11 protein-coding genes and 1 tRNA gene are annotated in these 16,182 nt (G+C 66.2%); 4 read left to right on the top strand and 8 right to left on the bottom strand.

Going from position 1 to position 16,182, the window contains the following annotated elements; translation table 11 throughout:
• The first annotated feature begins 1 nt into the window (after position 1).
• From ACW11F_RS00775 to ACW11F_RS00765, 3 genes are all read left to right on the top strand, one after another.
• Positions 2-1,927, top strand: coding sequence for a 3-oxoacyl-[acyl-carrier-protein] synthase III C-terminal domain-containing protein (locus ACW11F_RS00775; RefSeq protein ID WP_456994919.1), 1,926 nt, complete (start codon positions 2-4; stop codon positions 1,925-1,927).
• Entirely contained in the window at positions 1,924-2,823 is a 900-nt protein-coding gene (locus ACW11F_RS00770; protein ID WP_456994917.1) for a DUF6999 family protein, read from the top strand. The genes ACW11F_RS00775 and ACW11F_RS00770 overlap by 4 nt, the downstream gene beginning before the upstream one ends.
• Positions 2,824-2,834: 11 nt before the next feature.
• Positions 2,835-2,911 (top strand) — tRNA-Pro (locus ACW11F_RS00765).
• Between the two features lie 383 nt (positions 2,912-3,294).
• On the opposite strand, the gene ACW11F_RS00760 is transcribed toward ACW11F_RS00765, so the two are convergent.
• From ACW11F_RS00760 to ACW11F_RS00735, 6 genes are read right to left on the bottom strand one after another with little or no spacing between them, the layout of a single operon-like run.
• Positions 3,295-3,693: a type IV pilin protein gene (locus ACW11F_RS00760; RefSeq protein ID WP_456994915.1), complete on the bottom strand. Its 399-nt coding sequence runs from the start codon at positions 3,691-3,693 to the stop codon at positions 3,295-3,297.
• A gap of 26 nt (positions 3,694-3,719) precedes the next feature.
• Complete coding sequence (locus ACW11F_RS00755) at positions 3,720-7,520, bottom strand: pilus assembly protein (protein ID WP_456994913.1); 3,801 nt, start codon at positions 7,518-7,520, stop codon at positions 3,720-3,722.
• A gap of 8 nt (positions 7,521-7,528) precedes the next feature.
• Complete coding sequence (locus tag ACW11F_RS00750) at positions 7,529-8,083, bottom strand: PilX N-terminal domain-containing pilus assembly protein (RefSeq protein ID WP_456994911.1); 555 nt, start codon at positions 8,081-8,083, stop codon at positions 7,529-7,531.
• A gap of 5 nt (positions 8,084-8,088) precedes the next feature.
• Positions 8,089-9,201 (bottom strand): PilW family protein, encoded by a 1,113-nt coding sequence (locus ACW11F_RS00745; RefSeq protein ID WP_456994909.1) that lies wholly within the window; start codon positions 9,199-9,201, stop codon positions 8,089-8,091.
• A complete protein-coding gene (gene pilV, locus ACW11F_RS00740; protein WP_456994907.1) occupies positions 9,198-9,680 on the bottom strand; it encodes a type IV pilus modification protein PilV in 483 nt (160 codons plus the stop codon). The genes ACW11F_RS00745 and pilV overlap by 4 nt, the downstream gene beginning before the upstream one ends.
• Entirely contained in the window at positions 9,677-10,330 is a 654-nt protein-coding gene (locus tag ACW11F_RS00735) for a GspH/FimT family pseudopilin (RefSeq protein WP_456994905.1), read from the bottom strand. Before ACW11F_RS00735 ends, pilV begins: the two co-directional genes overlap by 4 nt.
• Here ACW11F_RS00735 and ACW11F_RS00730 point away from each other — a divergent pair.
• Positions 10,323-11,339 (top strand): sensor histidine kinase, encoded by a 1,017-nt coding sequence (locus tag ACW11F_RS00730; protein ID WP_456994903.1) that lies wholly within the window; start codon positions 10,323-10,325, stop codon positions 11,337-11,339. The genes ACW11F_RS00735 and ACW11F_RS00730 overlap by 8 nt on opposite strands.
• Before the next feature lie 21 nt (positions 11,340-11,360).
• On the opposite strand, the gene ppnN is transcribed toward ACW11F_RS00730, so the two are convergent.
• Together ppnN and ACW11F_RS00720 are read right to left on the bottom strand one after the other, a co-directional pair.
• On the bottom strand, positions 11,361-12,764 hold the full coding sequence (gene ppnN, locus ACW11F_RS00725; protein WP_456994901.1) for a nucleotide 5'-monophosphate nucleosidase PpnN: 1,404 nt from the start codon (positions 12,762-12,764) through the stop codon (positions 11,361-11,363).
• Positions 12,765-12,897: 133 nt separating this feature from the next.
• Positions 12,898-16,101, bottom strand: a complete 3,204-nt coding sequence (locus ACW11F_RS00720; RefSeq protein WP_456994899.1) for a TonB-dependent receptor — start codon at positions 16,099-16,101, stop codon at positions 12,898-12,900.
• Positions 16,102-16,182 lie beyond the last annotated feature (81 nt).

The raw sequence follows: 16,182 nt of genomic DNA, 5'->3' as shown, positions 1-16,182 counted from the left end.
CATGCCCGCGTATTACGACAAGGTGTTCATCACCGCCAGTGCCCGCCACCTGCCCGGTCCGGCGATCGACAATGCCGCGATGGACGCCTTCGTGGCGCCACTGAACCGGATTTCCGGCCGTATCAAGAAGCGCATCCTCGACGAAAACGGCATCCGCACCCGGCATTACGCCATCGATGCCGATGGCACGACCCGCGAAACACCCGAGGCGATGGCGGCCGCCGCCATCCGCATCTGCCTGCGGGACGCCGGTTGCACGCTGGAAGACATCGGCATGCTCGCTACCGGCGGCTGCAGTGGCAACGCGCTGCTGCCGGGCCTGGCCAACATGCTGCAGGGCGAACTGGCCGCACCACCGATGCAGGTGCTGACCTCGCAGGGCATCTGCGCCTCGGGCGTGGCCGCGTGGGCCGCGGCCGCGGCGACGATCGAGCTGGGCCAGCATGCGCAGGCGCTGGTCGCGGCAGCGGAAATGCCCTCGCGCCTGTTCAAGCGCTCGCGCTATGCCGGCTGCGGCTACGACGCCGACTTCGATGCCCACTTCCTGCGCTGGATGCTGTCCGATGGTGCCGGCGCCCTGCTGCTGGGCCCGGCACCGCGCGCCGATTCGCCAGTGCGCCTGCGACTGCGCTTCATCCACCAGCGCTCGTTCTCCGGCGACTACCCGGTGTGCATGCAGCTCGGCCTCAAGGCCGATCGCAGCCGCTCGCACCTGGATTACCCGCGCTGGGAGGATGCCGAGCGCGATGGCGCGCTGCTGTTGCGCCAGGACATCCGCCTGCTGCCGCATCTGTTCGACGTCGGCATCCACGAGTACGCCTCATTGGCCGCTGCAGGCCATTTCGACCCCGCCGGCATCGACCATTTCCTGTGCCATTACTCGTCGGAAAAATTCGCACCGGTGATCGACGAGTTGATGCTCAAGGCGGGCCTTTCGATCCCGCGCGAACGCTGGTACAGCAATCTGGCAACACGCGGCAATACCGGCGCGGCCTCGATCTTCATCATGCTCGACGAGTTCCTGCGCAGCCATCAGTTGCAGCCGGGACAGCGCATCCTGTGCTTCGTGCCCGAGTCCGGTCGCTTCACCGTCACCTTCATCCTGCTTGAAGTGGAGGATGCCGATGCGCCATTGGCGGCAGCCGCGCCTGCCGCGGTTGTCGCGGGCAAACGCAGCGATGCCGATGACGGTGCGGGCGCCGTGGCCGCACCGCACGATCCGGCCGATGCCGCCGACCCGGTGCTGCGCGACCTGCTGGCGCGGCTGGCCGGCATCTGGCACGACTACCGCTCGCGGGTGTGGCGCACGCCGACCGTCAGGCGCCTGCGCGAAGGGGCATGGACGCGCGCCGATTACCTCGGCTGGATGCGCGACTGGATCCCGCAGGTGCGCGAAGGCTCGTACTGGATGCGCGAGGGTGCGGCCTCGGTGAGTGCGCCGTTCGAGCCACTGGCCGCGCTGATCCGGACCCATGCCGGCGAGGAACAGGACGATTACGAGATCCTGTTCGACGACTATCGAAAGGCCGGCGGCAGTGTCGCCGACATCGACCAGCTGCGCCGCAATCCAGGCGGCGAGGCGCTGAACAGTTATCTGCATGCGCTGGCGGCGACACCCAATCCGATCGGCCTGCTCGGTGCGATCTACATCATCGAAGGCACCGGCCAGCGCATCATCCCGGCCCTGCTGCCGCTGATGCGCAGCTCACTGCGCGATGTGCCGCGGGATGCGTTCCGCTTCCTCGACTACCATGGCGAGAATGACCAGAATCACCTGTTGCGCTGGCTGCGCGGTGTGGAGATCGTGCTGCAGCATGATGCCGATGGCCGCCATGCCGAGGCCATCGTCGACACCGCGCGGCGCACCGCGGAGCTGTATCTGATGCAATTCCAGCACCTGCTGCCCGTCACGGACGCCACCGCATGAACCAGCGCCGCCCGGATTTCATGGAGCTGCCGCACGACCCGGACGATCCGAGCCCGTGGCGTGCACTGTGGCTGGACCAGTCCACGCCGATCGATGACGAGGTCAAGCGCGCCTGGCTGATCGACTCCAGCTCGCCGTCCAGGCAATACCTGTTGCCGTTCATGCGGCCGTTCGCGCGCAGCCTGATCATCCTGATCCAGGTGCTGAAGGTCATCCTGCCGCGCAAGCTGGCGTTCTCGCGCGCACTGCATCGGCTGCTCGCCTGGGGCATGGAGAACTTCATCCGCCCCGAAGCCAACTGGCTGATCCTGCGCCATTTCTGCATCGGCTCGCAGGTGCTCGGCTTCATCGCCGCCAATGCCCCGGTCGAGGTGCCGACGCGGCCGCTCACGCCGAAGCGGATCGCCGATGTCGAGCCCGACATGTACCTGGTCCACGACCTCAATCTGTACAACTTCATCATCAACTTGAACCAGGCGCTGCGCGATGCCGGCAAAAAGCTGGAATACGTCGCCGAGCCCGACCTGTCGATGGTGCGCCAGCCCGACCACCTGCGCATCGAGGACATGCCGCATCGGTGGCGCAACTTCCTCGACCTGCAGAGCGCGATCGAGCTGTTCACCCCGATCTATCAGCTGTTCCTGTCCGACGACGACTTCTGGCGCGCGACCAATTCGCTGCAGCTGGACGAAACCATCGGCATCTACGCGGCCACGATCCTCGGCGCGGAGTCGCGCCTGGGCCTGGTCAACAACAAGCACCCGCTGCTGCCGATGTCCACCCTGCGCGCCGGCTACCGCCTGTCACTGCATGGACTTTCGACCGAAATGCTGCACGGCTTCCTGATCCGGCTGAAGGCCGCGCAGGCCGCTGGCAACGGCGGCGATGGTCTATAATGCGCCGCTCACGGGGTGTAGCGCAGCCTGGTAGCGCACTTGTCTGGGGGACAAGTGGTCGTCGGTTCGAATCCGGCCACCCCGACCAAAACATTTTTGAAATCAGCAGCTTGTGGTACATCCATGAGCTGCTTTTTCGTTGCGGCGCCGTTGCCTCACGGGTGCACGCGGCCTGCAGCAGGTTCCGCTCATGGCCTTCGGGCACGGTGGTGGTCACCACTTCGAGGTGACCCGTCAGGGCGCGTTCCCGGGGCCGTGCTGCGGCACTGCTCCGCCTTCCTCGGCACCACCCCGCATCCCGTGCCAGCCTCCGTGCCGCCTGCTCACATGGCCGGAGCCACGAATCCGGACACCTTGCTCAAGTCCGATGCGTGAAGCACCCCTGACACGCCGAACCCGCCTTGCGGCGGGTTCGGGGGAAGTCGGGCCGGCGGCATCCGCGGCCGTGTGCCGACTCGGTAATCAACAGGCTTACCAGCACTCCGAGAGGCTGCCGCTGCTGTTGGTCTTCACGCCGGCTTGATTGACCGAAAGATTCCCGCAGCGATCCGAGGCTTGTGCACCATTGGCGGTGGCGGTCACGGTGATCGTGGACTGGGTGGCCACGGGATTGATCGCCAGCGTGTAATGCGCAGTGCCGCCTTCGCGTGGCGACTGCGCAGCCGGCAAGGTGAAGCCGACGTACGTGTTGTTGACGGTGTGGAAGCGCTCCGCCAACTGCATGTACTCGACCAGATCGGCCTTGGCCTGTGCACGGCGTGACTTGCGCACATACTCGTTGTAGCTCGGATAAGCGATCGCGGCGAGGATCGCGATCACCGCGACCACGATCATCAGTTCGATCAGGGTGAAGCCGGCATGTCGCTGCATCGTCAGGTTCTCCGGTTGGCGGCGGATCATAGCAACTGCACCCAGGACTGGCGGCCACACGGGCGCGGCAGGAACATCGGCTGGGCACCGGCCACGCGCAGCATGAATTTGCAGGTCCAGCCTTCCGGCAGACCTTCGGCACCCTTGGAGCCGGCACGCGACAGCGAGTTGAGCGCGATGTCCTTGATCGGCGCCGAGCCGCCGGTGGCCAGCGTGAATGCATTGCTGCCCGCAGCCGGGCGCACCCCGTCGGGGGTACCCAGGTTGACATGGTTCATCGCCGAGGCACCGCTGAGCGCACTCACGCCATACAGGCGGTTGTTGCCTCCACCCACGCAGTCATCGGTGGCCTCCGGCTCATAGGTGGTGAAGAACACGGTGCCGCTGGCCACGCGCGGCGTGCCGACGACGCGTTCGCCACGCAGCTGCCGGCTGCTGCCCGTGCCCACTGCCAGATCCACGTACCAGCCCACATGCGTGCTGGCCAGTGCATTCACCGACAGGCTGCGCTGGCCGGTGGCATTGGATGTCAGGGTCTGCGCAAGCAGGTTGCTGCGCGCCACGGTCGCGCCATCTCCCTTGTCGAGCACGCCGTAGAAGGTCTGCAGGCTGCTGTCGGCCGGGTCACCATTGAAGGAGAAACTGCCGGTGCCGAAGAACAGCATCACCCCGCCCATCGGGCCGGGCGCGGCCTCAAGGCCGCCGAGGATCGGCTGGCGGTTGCCGCCGCTGTTGGCATCCGTGGCGATGAACACCGGGTTGGACTGCACGCTCATGTCGCGCAGGTCGAAGCGCCAGATCGCACCGTTCTGATCGGCGGCATACACGGTATCGGCCAGGCCATCGCGGATCCGCGTATTGGTATCGCCGTGGTAGCGGTCGAGCACCACGATGTTGCCCAGGCCATTGGCCGCGATGCTGCCCGCCTCGTGCGCCTGGATCACGTCGACCGCACCGCTGGCGATATCCACCACGAACAGGGCGGCACGCTTGTTTTCACTGTTGTAGCCATTGCCGAAGATGGCCTTCCAGGCCACCGAGTTGCCGGAACGCACCGGCACGATCACCGGGCGACCAAGCACGTGGCCGATGTTGTTCGCGATGGTCGGATTGGCGACCTTGTCGTTGATGTCCCACAACACCTGGCTTGCGCCAAACGTGTCCGGGTTGCTGACGTCAAGCGCGAATGCGCCACGCCCACCCGCACCGGAGGTACCGACCAGCACGCTCTTCCAGCCACCGCCGATGTGCACATCGGACACCGTCACCGGACCATCGACGTAATAACGATGCTGGAACACCTGGTTGTCCCGGTCCGCCACGTCATACGGGAACAGCAGGTTGCCCATGTGGCCGAGCGCGGTGACCGGGATGTAGGCGAACTTTTCTTCACCGGTCTTGCCGTCGAAGGCATGCAGCATGCCGTCGTTGGCGCCGACGAAGACCATCGGCCGATCCGCGGTGCGCTTGGCGGCCAAATGGTCGGCATAACCGCCACTTCCCGCAGTCCCCATGTACGGATAGACCGGCGAAGCCACGGTGCCAAGGCGGATGGTCTGGTAGCCGAAGTCGAGGCCCGGCGACGTCACCAGCGGTGAAGAGTTGACGATGTCGCCCAGGCGCGTACCACGGTCACGCAGTCGGCCGCCGTTGGCCACCTCGAGGCTCTGGTCGCCGCGCAGATAGGCCACGGCATTGGCCAGCGAGATGTCCAGGCGGCTACCCGGACCGCTGATGCCATTCACCGCACCGGATGCCGAACAGCGTGCCAGCGGCCCACTGCACAGATTGCCCACCGAAAGGTTGCCGGCAGTGAAGCTCAGCGCCTGTGGCGTGACGCCGCTCGCCTGGTTGCGACCGAACAGGATGTTGCGGCTGCCGGGCGCGGGCAGCTTGCTCGATGCTTCCCACGCCGACTGCCACGCGCCCGTGCCGGTCGCGGGATTGACCTGCCAGCGTTCGGCGGACAAGGTGCTGAACCAGTCCGTGCCGTTGTTGCGCGAGGTATAGGCCGGGGTCACCGACATGCTGTCGCTGCCGACGCGGGCACCGGCCATGCCCAAGCTGCCGGAGGGCGTGGTGCCGCCACCGGCCGCGGAGAGCACGCGACGCATCGCCGCGGTGATGTCCAGCGGTGTGCGCGCATTGATGTATTCACCACGGCCGACGACCGAGGCGTGCCAGATTTCGTCGACCGCACTGGGATCGTTGTCCACCCGTCCCGGCCAGTTGGCGTACACGCTGCTGTCGGTATACGGATCCTGCGGCGGATCGGCATCGGGGTCGTACAGGTTGCCGCTGGCACCCAGGGTCACCCCGTAGAAGTTCATGTGCAGATTGGCATTGCAATCCAGCCGCTTCCACTCGGTGGTGTTCGGGTCCAGCGTGGCACACAGGTCGGAAACCGGCACCTTGCCCGCAGGCAGGTCGGGGCGCAGGTTGTTGTAGTAATAGTTGGCTGCGATTGCGCCCATGCCATTGGCCGGGCCATCGAAGGGAGCACCACGCCCGGAGATCGCCGGCGCAGTCGGCCCGCCCGCGTTGCTGAGTCCGTCGGTGAACAACATCGCGATGTTGCGCTGACACTGCAGCTTGACCGGGGCATTCGCGTCGGTACGCATGAACTGCTGGCCGATGTAGTTCACCGCCGCGCGGTTGGGCGTGTTGCCACCTGCACCAAGGCCCAGCATCCTGGAGTACAGCGTCTGCTTGTCGCTGTTGCTGCTCATGTCGTACATCGGCAGCTGCGCGGGCTTGGTGCCGTTGATGGTGAAATAGCCCACGCGCATGTCGCGCACGCTTACCATCGACTGGGTCATGCCCGCGATCATCGCCCGCTGTCGGTTGCCATAGAAACTGAACCAGTTGGCGAAGTTCTGGATCGCTGCCTGGTAGGCGGCGGCCGAGGTGTAATTCCCGGGACGGATCTCGTAGCGGTACATGTCGCAACGTGCGGCACCGGTCGCGGTGGGATAGGTGCAGGCGTTCTGCACCAGCACGCGCTGGTCATTGCGATAGCCGGCCGGTGCCGGCTGGCTGACCGGCAGGTAATAGGTGGCAGGGAAAAAGCCGAGGTGGACGTTGGTGTTGCAGCTCGCGGTCACGTCGTGCCTCATCTCCCGCCAGCCGCTGGGCGATGAGGGCTGACTGTTGGCATAGGAAAACCCGCAGTTGGTCGTACCGCGGAAGCGGGTGCCCTTGGGGATGACCATCCCGGTACGAACGCGGAACTGGTGATCGGTCGCATTCGTGGTACTGGTCCGGAAGGAGTCGGCGGTCAGGTCGACCGTGTAGGTGCCTGACGCAGGATGCACGCGCGTCGCAGTAGGCGTTGCCGCCGGCCACGAGCTGCCATCGGAGTTCAGCCACGGCTCGTAGGTGGTTTCCGGGTCGAAATACGCCTTGTTGTAGACGTGCGAACGCGAGAAGCCGTACTGGTCGAAGGGCGGAATTGCAGCGTTGTCATTGCCCGGTGCGGTCTGCTTGGGTGCGGGATACGGCGCCACATACACGTACTGGCGGCCGGCATCCGTGCGCACCTGGCCGGCCCGCGTGCCCGTGCTGTGGAAGAAACTGTACGGGCCGCCCCAGTCCGCGCCCCAGTAGGCGCTGCCGTCACGCCCCGGAAACAAGGTCTGGAACGTCATCGAACCCGAGTCGTCCACCGCCATGATGAAAGCGGGCGGGACGATGGCCTGGATGTTCATCGGCGCCTGCGCCAGATCCCCCACGCCCTGTGCCGCGACCAGGCGCCAGGAGTGGAAGCCGATGCCGGCCACACCCGCCAGCAACAGGGCGGAAAGCGCAACGCGTTTGCGAGTATTCATCACCCACCTCATGGAATAAACACCGTGCTCACCGCGGCATCCGCACCGGGATTGGGCTCACGGTCGGTGGCATAGGCACTGATCTGGTAGACGGCATCCTGCGGACCACCGGTTTCCGCCTGCCGTCCCTGCGCACTGCTCTGGTAGCCCTGCATGCAGCGATCCAGCTTGTGCACCACCAGCCGGTCCGCGGCACTGCTGCTCATTTCCACGTCACGCGCCCAGCGGCCGGCATTGAATTCGTGGTCGACGTCGCACTCCCGCACCTGGGTATTGGCCGGTGCGCAGCCGGCGGTGGAGGTGCTGTTGGTGCGGTCCTCCCAATAGCACTCGGCGATGCTGGCGGTGTTCTCGGCATTCTGGAATGCGGCGTTGATGCCGCCGTAGCCGGCGACCATCCGTTCCTGCAGGCTCGCCATCTGCATGCCTGCGATGCCGAGCAGCGCAATCAGGATCAACATGATCAGCGCCACGTACAGCACCGCGCCACGCTGCCGCGATGGTGCGGTTCGGGTGCTGCCAGTGCGGTAGCGGGACGGGAAGTTGGAGGATTTGGCCATCATCGCGCTTACTCGTAACGGAACATGCGATTGCGCAGCGCCACGGTGGATTCGTAGATGCTGCGCGTGCGCTGATCGCTGGGTGGGGTCAGGGTCACACCGAGCAGGCGTGGAGCGGTCGTCGCCTGCGGCGTGCGTGCGGGTTCGACGCTGCGCGCCAGAACGCCTACGCGCACCTGCCCCACCCGGCTCCAGTCCGTGGCGCTGCCGCCCAGCGAAGCAGCGGTCGCCAGATCGGTGATCTGCCCGCTGCGGTCGGCGGGATCGGCGGCACTGTCGAGCCCGTAGATCAGCTGCAGGTTCTCGATGCCTTCGACCAGCTCCTCGCTCACCGCACTGCCGCTGGCAAAACGCGCGCGCCACAACGACGGGCCGCCGCCGGCACCAAGTGCGACGTAATACACCACCACCTCGCCACGATAGAGGTGGGTGGCGGCCTCGGCACCGGCGCTGTAGCGCACATCCAGGTCGAGCGCGGTATTGCCTGCCTGCACCGTGCCGGCGGCCGCATTGGCGGAACCGGCGAACACGTCGGCGTTGATGCAGTCCGAAATCGCGAACACGGTCGGGGTGGCGATGCCATCCTGGGTCAGCGAGGACCAATCCGCGGGGGTGAACTGTGCACGTGCGCCCTCGATCACATTGATCGGCACGCCTTCAGGGCTGAAAAAGCGCAGCACCACGACATCACTGCCACCCATCGGCGCAGGAGCCAGGCTGCTGATCCAGGCCGGCAACGCGGGCGACCAGCCCGTGCCGGGGCTGGCCAGGGTGATGGTATTGCCGGGGCCGCTGCCCAGCGCATCGTAGCCCTGCACCGCACGGGTGAAGTCGAATGCGCCGCCGGTGGGAAAGTCCGAACGCAACTGATTGGGCGTGGCGCCCTGCAGTCGCGCCTGGTCATTGGTGCAGCCATAATGCCCGGCCATGCGCAGGTCGCGCTGCAGGTAGTCCATGGCGAAGCGGCCATTCTCCTGCACCCGACCCACGCCCTCGGCCAGCGCATAGGAGCTGCGCGTGGCCATGAAAATCTGCATCACGCCCAGCAGCAGCACCAGGCCGATGGCGAGCGCCACCATCAGTTCGACCAGCGACAGGCCTTGCTGGCGCGCGCGGTTCACAGCCGGCCTCCCAGGGTGACGCGACCGGTTTCCATGGCCCCGGTCCTGCGCTCGGCATCACTCTCCCAGCGCTGGTCGTTCCAGGCCACGGTCACCGTGGCCACTCCATCCTCGAACGTGACCCGCGCATTGGCGTCCTCGCCCAGTGCCTGGCGCACCTGGCATTGCCAGCGCGTGATGTTGTTGGCGATCGTGACCGCGCCGGTGGTCAGGCCGCACGAGGTGGCAGCGGTCCCGGCAGCGAAACTCGCGGCCGTGTATGCCGCGGCATCGGGCACGTTCGAGCGCATCTGGTCGAGCATGTCGGCGGCCAGGTTGATCGCCTGGGTGCGGTGGTTGGCGCTTTGCGCAAAACGCACGGTCATGGTCTGCACGAGTGCGAACCCGAGCAGACCGAAGGCCAGCACGAGGACCGCGATCATCACCTCGAGCAGGGTGAAACCGCCCTGCTGGCGGGAAAGGGAACCGAAGCGGGTCATGAACATGTCTCCAGAGAGGCGCCCTTGCGCACCTGCCCGGTCCGGCTGACGGTCAGGGAACGCTTCATCGGCCTGCTGCCGCAATCACGTGGCTGCAGGGACAGGGATTGTGTGGCGGCCAGCCGTCCGCGGCGATCGAAGCGCAGTCCCGAGGCCGCCGGGCCAGTGACGCGGAGCGTGTCGGCCTTGCCCTGAAAGTAGCGCAACACGGGGTCGGTGGCATCGAAGCTGCCATTGCCGTTGGCATCGCCCCACACCATCCAACCATTCGACCAGTCGCTGCCGTCACAGGCGGTACCCGCGGTACTGGCACACACCCCGGCGCCGCGGGTATTGCGGATCGCTTCGGTGCGCGCCAGCGCCAGCGCACTGGTCAGGTCATTGGTCGCGCTCACCAAGCGATTGCTGCGCATGGTGTCGCGAAAGCTCGGCATGGCGATGCCGACGAGGATTGCCAGCACGGCGATCGTCACCATCAATTCCACCAAGGTAAAACCCGCCTGCTGCTTCATGTGTTCCCCATGCCTGCGCGTGTTCGTGGCATTCTCCCAGCCATGGCCAGAGTAGGCGAATCGGCGCGCGATGCCACAGCATGGTGACGAGCGGCACCAATTGCCCGACGAACGCCCCGTGGCCCGTCCGGTGAGCACTGCGCCGCTCTCCGCCGGGCGCACGACGCCGACACTGGCCGCTTCGCACCTGCTGTGGCTGATGCTGCTGGGCGAAGGGCTGGCGCTGATCCTGACCCTGGCGCTGGGCCTGCAGAACCCGTTCCGCTTCTTCGCCATGCTCTCGCTGGCGATCCAGTTCACCCTGCTGCTGACCCTGATCGGGACGTTGGTGGCGCATCGCCGCCATCCGCGCCTGACGCCGCCCGCGCTGGCCAACATCGCCCTGCTGCTGTTCGTGGCCAGCGCCCTGCTGCTGACACTGGGCACGGGCTTCATTTTTGCCCCGACCGTGGCCCTGTCCAGCACCGATTGGCACTGGCTGCTGCTGCGCCTGTGCGGGATCAGCATCGTCGCCGCCGTGCTCGGCCTCGCCCTGTTCCACGTGCACTGGCGCACGCGCAGCCTGTCGCTGCGCCTGAAGCAGGCCGAACTCGACCTGTTGCGCGCGCGGGTCAATCCGCATTTCCTGTTCAACACGCTCAATACCGCGACGGCACTCGTGCATGAGCAACCGCAGCTGGCCGAGCAGGTGCTGCTGGACTTGTCCGACCTGTTCCGCGCGGCGCTGGCCGATTCCGGCGAACATGGCCTGGCCGAAGAAATCGCGCTGACCCGGCGTTACCTCGAAATCGAGCAGCTGCGACTGGATTCACGCCTCGACGTGGGCTGGGCCCTGCCCGAGCCCCTGCCGCCGACGCGCGTGCCGGCGCTGGCGGTGCAGACACTGGTCGAAAACGCGGTGCGCCATGGCATCGAACGGCTGCCCGGCGGCGGCCGGCTGCGCATCGAGGCTGGCAAGCGCGATGGCGTGCTGAGTCTGGTGGTGCGCAATCCCCTGCCCGGCGATGAGGCCGATGACAGTCGCGGCCACCGCCTCGGCATCGAGGCCACCCGCGCGCGCATGGCAGCGCTGGGCGAAGGCGCGGGCCTGCACACGCGCAGCCATGACGGCGAATTCGTCGCCGAACTGCGCCTGCCGTTGCGTTGAGCGTGCGCGCGGCCGGTCGGGTCAGGTCATCACTTCGTAGACCGGGCGGTACTCGCCGGCGATCTTCATCCGCCGCTGCTCGACGAATGCCCGCAGCAGCGCGTCGAGGGATTCCATCATGTCCTGTGCGCCATGGATGCGGAACGGGCCGAACTCCTCGATCCGGCGCATGCCGGTTTCCTTGACGTTGCCGGCGACGATGCCGGAGAACGCGCGGCGCAGGTCGGCGGCAAGCTCATGCGGCTTGCGGCCATGGTGCAGGTCCAGCGCGGCCATCGCTTCGTGGCTGGGATCGAACGGTTGCTGGAACTCCAGCGGAATGTTGAGCCGCCAGTTGAAGAAGAACGAATCCTGCTGCGCGACGCGCTCTTCGCGCACACGGCGGATGCCATCGCCCATGTGCCTGGCCACCTCCACCGGATCGCCGATGATGATGCGGTAGTGCGCGGTCGCCGCCTCGCCCAGGGTCAGCCGGATGAAGCGGTCGATCTGCTCGAAATACGGCGCCGCGGAGACCGGCCCGGTGAAGATCAGCGGGAACTCCAGCCCGGCGTTTTCCTCGCGCAGCAGGATGCCGAGCAGGTACAGGATTTCCTCCGCGGTGCCGACGCCGCCGGGGAACACGATGATGCCGTGGCCCATGCGCACGAAGGCTTCCAGCCGCTTCTCGATGTCCGGCATGATCACCAGGTGGTTGACGATCGGATTGGGCGACTCGGCGGCGATGATGCCCGGCTCGGTGATGCCGATGTAGCGCGAGCGGCGCTGGCGCTGCTTGGCATGGGCGATGGTCGCGCCCTTCATCGGCCCCTTCATCGCACCCGGGCCGCAGCCGGTGCAGATGTCGATGCCGCGCAGGCCCAGTTCGTAGCCCACTTCCTTGGTGTAGAGGTATTCGTTGCGCGAAATCGAATGCCCGCCCCAGCACACCACGAGGTTGGGCTCGCGCGGATGCAGCACGCGTGCGTTGCGCAGCACGCGGAACACCGCATCGGTGATGCCCGGCCCGGTGGCGAGGTCCGCTGCATGCTCGGGGCCGAGCTCATTCGCCGCATAGGCCAGGTCGCGCACGGTGGCGAACAGCAGCTCGGCCACGCCGCGGATGATGCGCCCATCGACGAAGGCCATGCCCGGTGCGTCGTGCAGGTCGATGCGGATGCCGCGATCCTGTTGCAGCACCTGGATGTCGAAATTGGGGTACAGCTCGCGCGCGGCGCGCGGGTCATCCGATGCGCTGCCGCTGGTCAGCACCGCCAGTGCGCAACGGCGCAGCAACTCGTGCATGCCGCCGGATGAAGCGTCCTTGAGCCGCGCGACTTCCTCGCGCGAGAGGATGTCGAGCCCGCCACGCGGATAGATGCTGGCATCGACGGTGGCAAGGGTGGAAGCGGCCCGTGCCGCAACGGTATCGGTGGTGTTTGTCATGCGCGGACTTTAGCGCATTGCGATGCCCGGACATGTGACTTCGCGCCGCTTCGGGCCACCCGGGCAGCGTCGCAAAAAGAAACGGCCGGATCACTCCGGCCGCTTCGCTGCATGGATGCAAACGTGGCGATGATCAGAACTTGTACTTGAAACTCAGCATCGCCGACCAGCGCGAGACGCCGGTATTGCCCTTGTCGTTGTTGTTTTCCTGGATCTGCGGGTTGTCCGTGGAACCGGTGAAGTTGTACACGTACTTGCCGGTCGCCGGGTCGATGCCCGCGTAGTTGGCCACGCGACGGGTGGAGAAGAAGCCGTAATCGTCGATCAGGCCCCAGTCCTTGTTCAGCAGGTTGCCGATGTTCATCACGTCCAGGGCGATCTCGGTCTTGTGCCCGCGCCAGAAGCCGGGCAGCTCCTGTGCGACGCGCAGATCGAAGCTGTTGACCCAGCTGGCGCGGAACGCATTGGCCGGCGCCACCTGGCCACGGTACTTCGACAGCTCCGGGTTGGCGTCGAGCCACTGGAAGAACGCCTGCTCCATCGCCGCACCGCCGGTCCAGAGCACGTCGCCGGGGCCGCCGGGCACGTAGAACAGGTCGTTGGTGGTGGCGCCGTCGCCGTTGACGTCGTTGTAGAAGATGTAGCTGAACGGACGACCGCTGCGGCCTTCGTAGAACAGGCCGACGCGGGTGTTGTAGTCACCGAAGAAGGCACGCTTGAACTCCACCGTGCCGCTGAGGCGGTCACGCAGGGCGTAACGCGAGGCGCGCGCGACGTTCTCGTTGGTGTTGAAGATCAGCGTGTTGTTCCAGTTCGAGGTGTTCTGCGAGCTGGTCAGCGGGCTCACTTCCCAGGCATTGGTGCGGGTGTAGAACGCGCTCCAGCCCCAGGTCTGGGTCAGCGGCTTCATCAGGCCCAGGGTCAGCTGGTGGCTCTTGCCCTTGCTGGTGTTGCGCATCAGCATCACGTTGCCGATGTCGCGCGGGCGGTTGGCCTTGGCCAGCGCACCATTGCGCCCATCGGTCATGCCGAAGCGATCGGTGTTGGCGGGGTCGCGACCGGCGTCGTTCCAGTAGATCGCACGTCCGTCCGGGCCGTAGGCGGTCGGCTCCATGACATCCAGGCGCTCGAAGTACAGGCCGTCCTTGACCTTGGTCGCCAACAGCTCGATCGAGAACACCACGTCCTGCCAGCCCAGCTCCTGCTCGTAGGCGAGGTTGGCCTTCCACACCGACGGCAGGCGCAGGCCCGGCTCGGCGATGTCCACGTTGATGCGCGCGGAGGTCGGGGTGAGGCCGGCGGTCGGCGGCGGCACCTGCGGGTTGAAGCCGAAGTCGGCGGCATCCTGCCCGCGCAGGTTGTACTCGACGTAGTTCAGGCCGGTGTTCTGGTAGGTGCCGGCCAGCCACACGTTCGGCGCCGCACCCGAGAACAGGCCCACGCCGCCGCGCAGCTGGGCGCGGAAGTCGGCCATCGGCGACCAGTTGAAGCCGATGCGCGGCTGCACCAGCTGCTTGTCGACGGTATTGGTGTTGTCGTAACCGAACAGCTCCTGGATGCGCGGGTTGTACAGGCGCTGGTCGCTGAAGCTCGGCTTGTCCACGCGCACGCCGTACATCAGGGTGAAGTCCGGGGTGATCGCCCAGCTGTCCTGCGCGAACAGGCCGAGGTTCTTCAGCGTGTAGCGCGCCGGGATGTCGTCGTAGCTGCCACCGGCGCGCGGTGCGCGCAATTCATACTGCAGCGGCGTGCCGGCAACGAAGTCGGCCAGGGTGTTGAACACGTACACGCCGTTGAGATTGCGGCCGTAGAAGTTCAGCACGTCGTTCTTGCTGTAGTCGGCGCCGACCTTGATGGTGTGGTCACCGGCATAGAAGATGCCCGCGCCGAACGCGGTCAGCTCGTTGGTCTCGATGATGTTGACGTGGGTGTTCTGCTCGGTGCCGATGAAGATGCTCGAGTTGTTGGTGCCGAAGCCGTTGATGCGGATGCTCGGCAGGTGGCTGTAGGGCACGCGCTCGGCACGGTAGTCGCGGCGGCTGACCTTGAACTCGGTGGAGAAGTTGTCGCTCCAGTCGGAGAACAGCTCGCCGGTCAGGCTCTTGAAGGTCTTGGGCTGGTCATACCAGTAGCTGCTGAGCGAAACCGAGCTGTTGCCCAGGCCGGGGAAGCGCGCCACCGACTGTTCCATGTTGCTGTAGCGGATGGCGAAGCGATGATCGTCGGTGATGTTCCAGTCGATCTTGGCCGCGTACTCCTCGATCTCGGTCTTGTTGCCCGGCACGTTCAGCGAGCCGGCATCGAAACCGTAGCCCTGCGCCGCGTTCTGCACCGCGGTGATGTCCGAATCGAGGATGTTGACGCCATACGGGGTGTCGGACAGGCTGATGCCCGGCGCATCGCGTTCGAACTTCTCGTAGTTGACGAAGAAGAACAGGCGATCCTTGATGATCGGGCCGCCGAAGGTCGCGCCCCAGGTCTTCTCGCTGTTGAAGCCGGCGAACGGGATGCCGCGCAGGTCCTTGCGCACCCAGTCGCCGTCGCGGTAGGCACCGTACACGCTGCCGGCGAAGCGGTTGGTACCGGACTTGGTCACCGCGTTGATCACCGCACCGGTACCACCGAAGATGGTGGTGTCGTAGTTGGCGAGATCGATGTTGATTTCCTCGATCGCGTCCATCGACACCGGCTGGCGCTCGGTCGGCAGGTTGTTCGACTCCAGGCCGAACGGATCGCTGGCGCTGACGCCGTCGATCTTGATCGCGTTGTAGCGGGTGTTCTGGCCGCCGGCGGAAATCGCGCCGTCGGCCTTGCTGACCTGCGAGATGCGCGGGTCGAGGCGGATGAAATCCTGGATGTTGCGGTTGGCCGAGGGCAGCGCGTCGATGCTGTCGCGGGTGACGTTGGTCGCGGTGCCCATCTTGTTCTGGCTGAAGATTTCCGGACCGGCGACACCGGTCACCACCACGGTGTCGAGCGCCTGGCCCGAAGCCAGCTGCGCATTGACCGTGGCCACCTGGTTCAGCGGCAGATAGACGTCGGATTCGGTATCGGTGCCTTCACCGGACTTGTTCACGGTGATGGTGTACGGGCCACCCACGCGCAGGCCGCGCGCGCTGTAACGGCCGCTGGCATCGGTGACGACGCGGCTGGTGGTACCGGACTCGACGTGGACGATGGTCACTTCGGCCCCGGCCACCGGACGTCCGCTGGCATCGGTGACCATGCCGCCGACGCCGGCGGACGTGCTCTGCGCGAATGCCGGCGCGGCGGCCAGGGCGGCGATCAGCCCCAATGCAAGCTGGGAGCGGCGGAAAGTGCGGGTGCGGGTGGACATGGGGAGGGCCTCGCTATGGCTCATGGACGACGTGCGGCCCGGAGGCAACATACCGGGCCGTCTGGTTAACGACAGATTAAC

This window comes from Luteimonas sp. e5 (assembly GCF_054031035.1).
The sequence above is the reverse complement of the archived record's forward strand: the minus strand, read 5'-3'. Positions and strand labels throughout refer to the sequence as shown.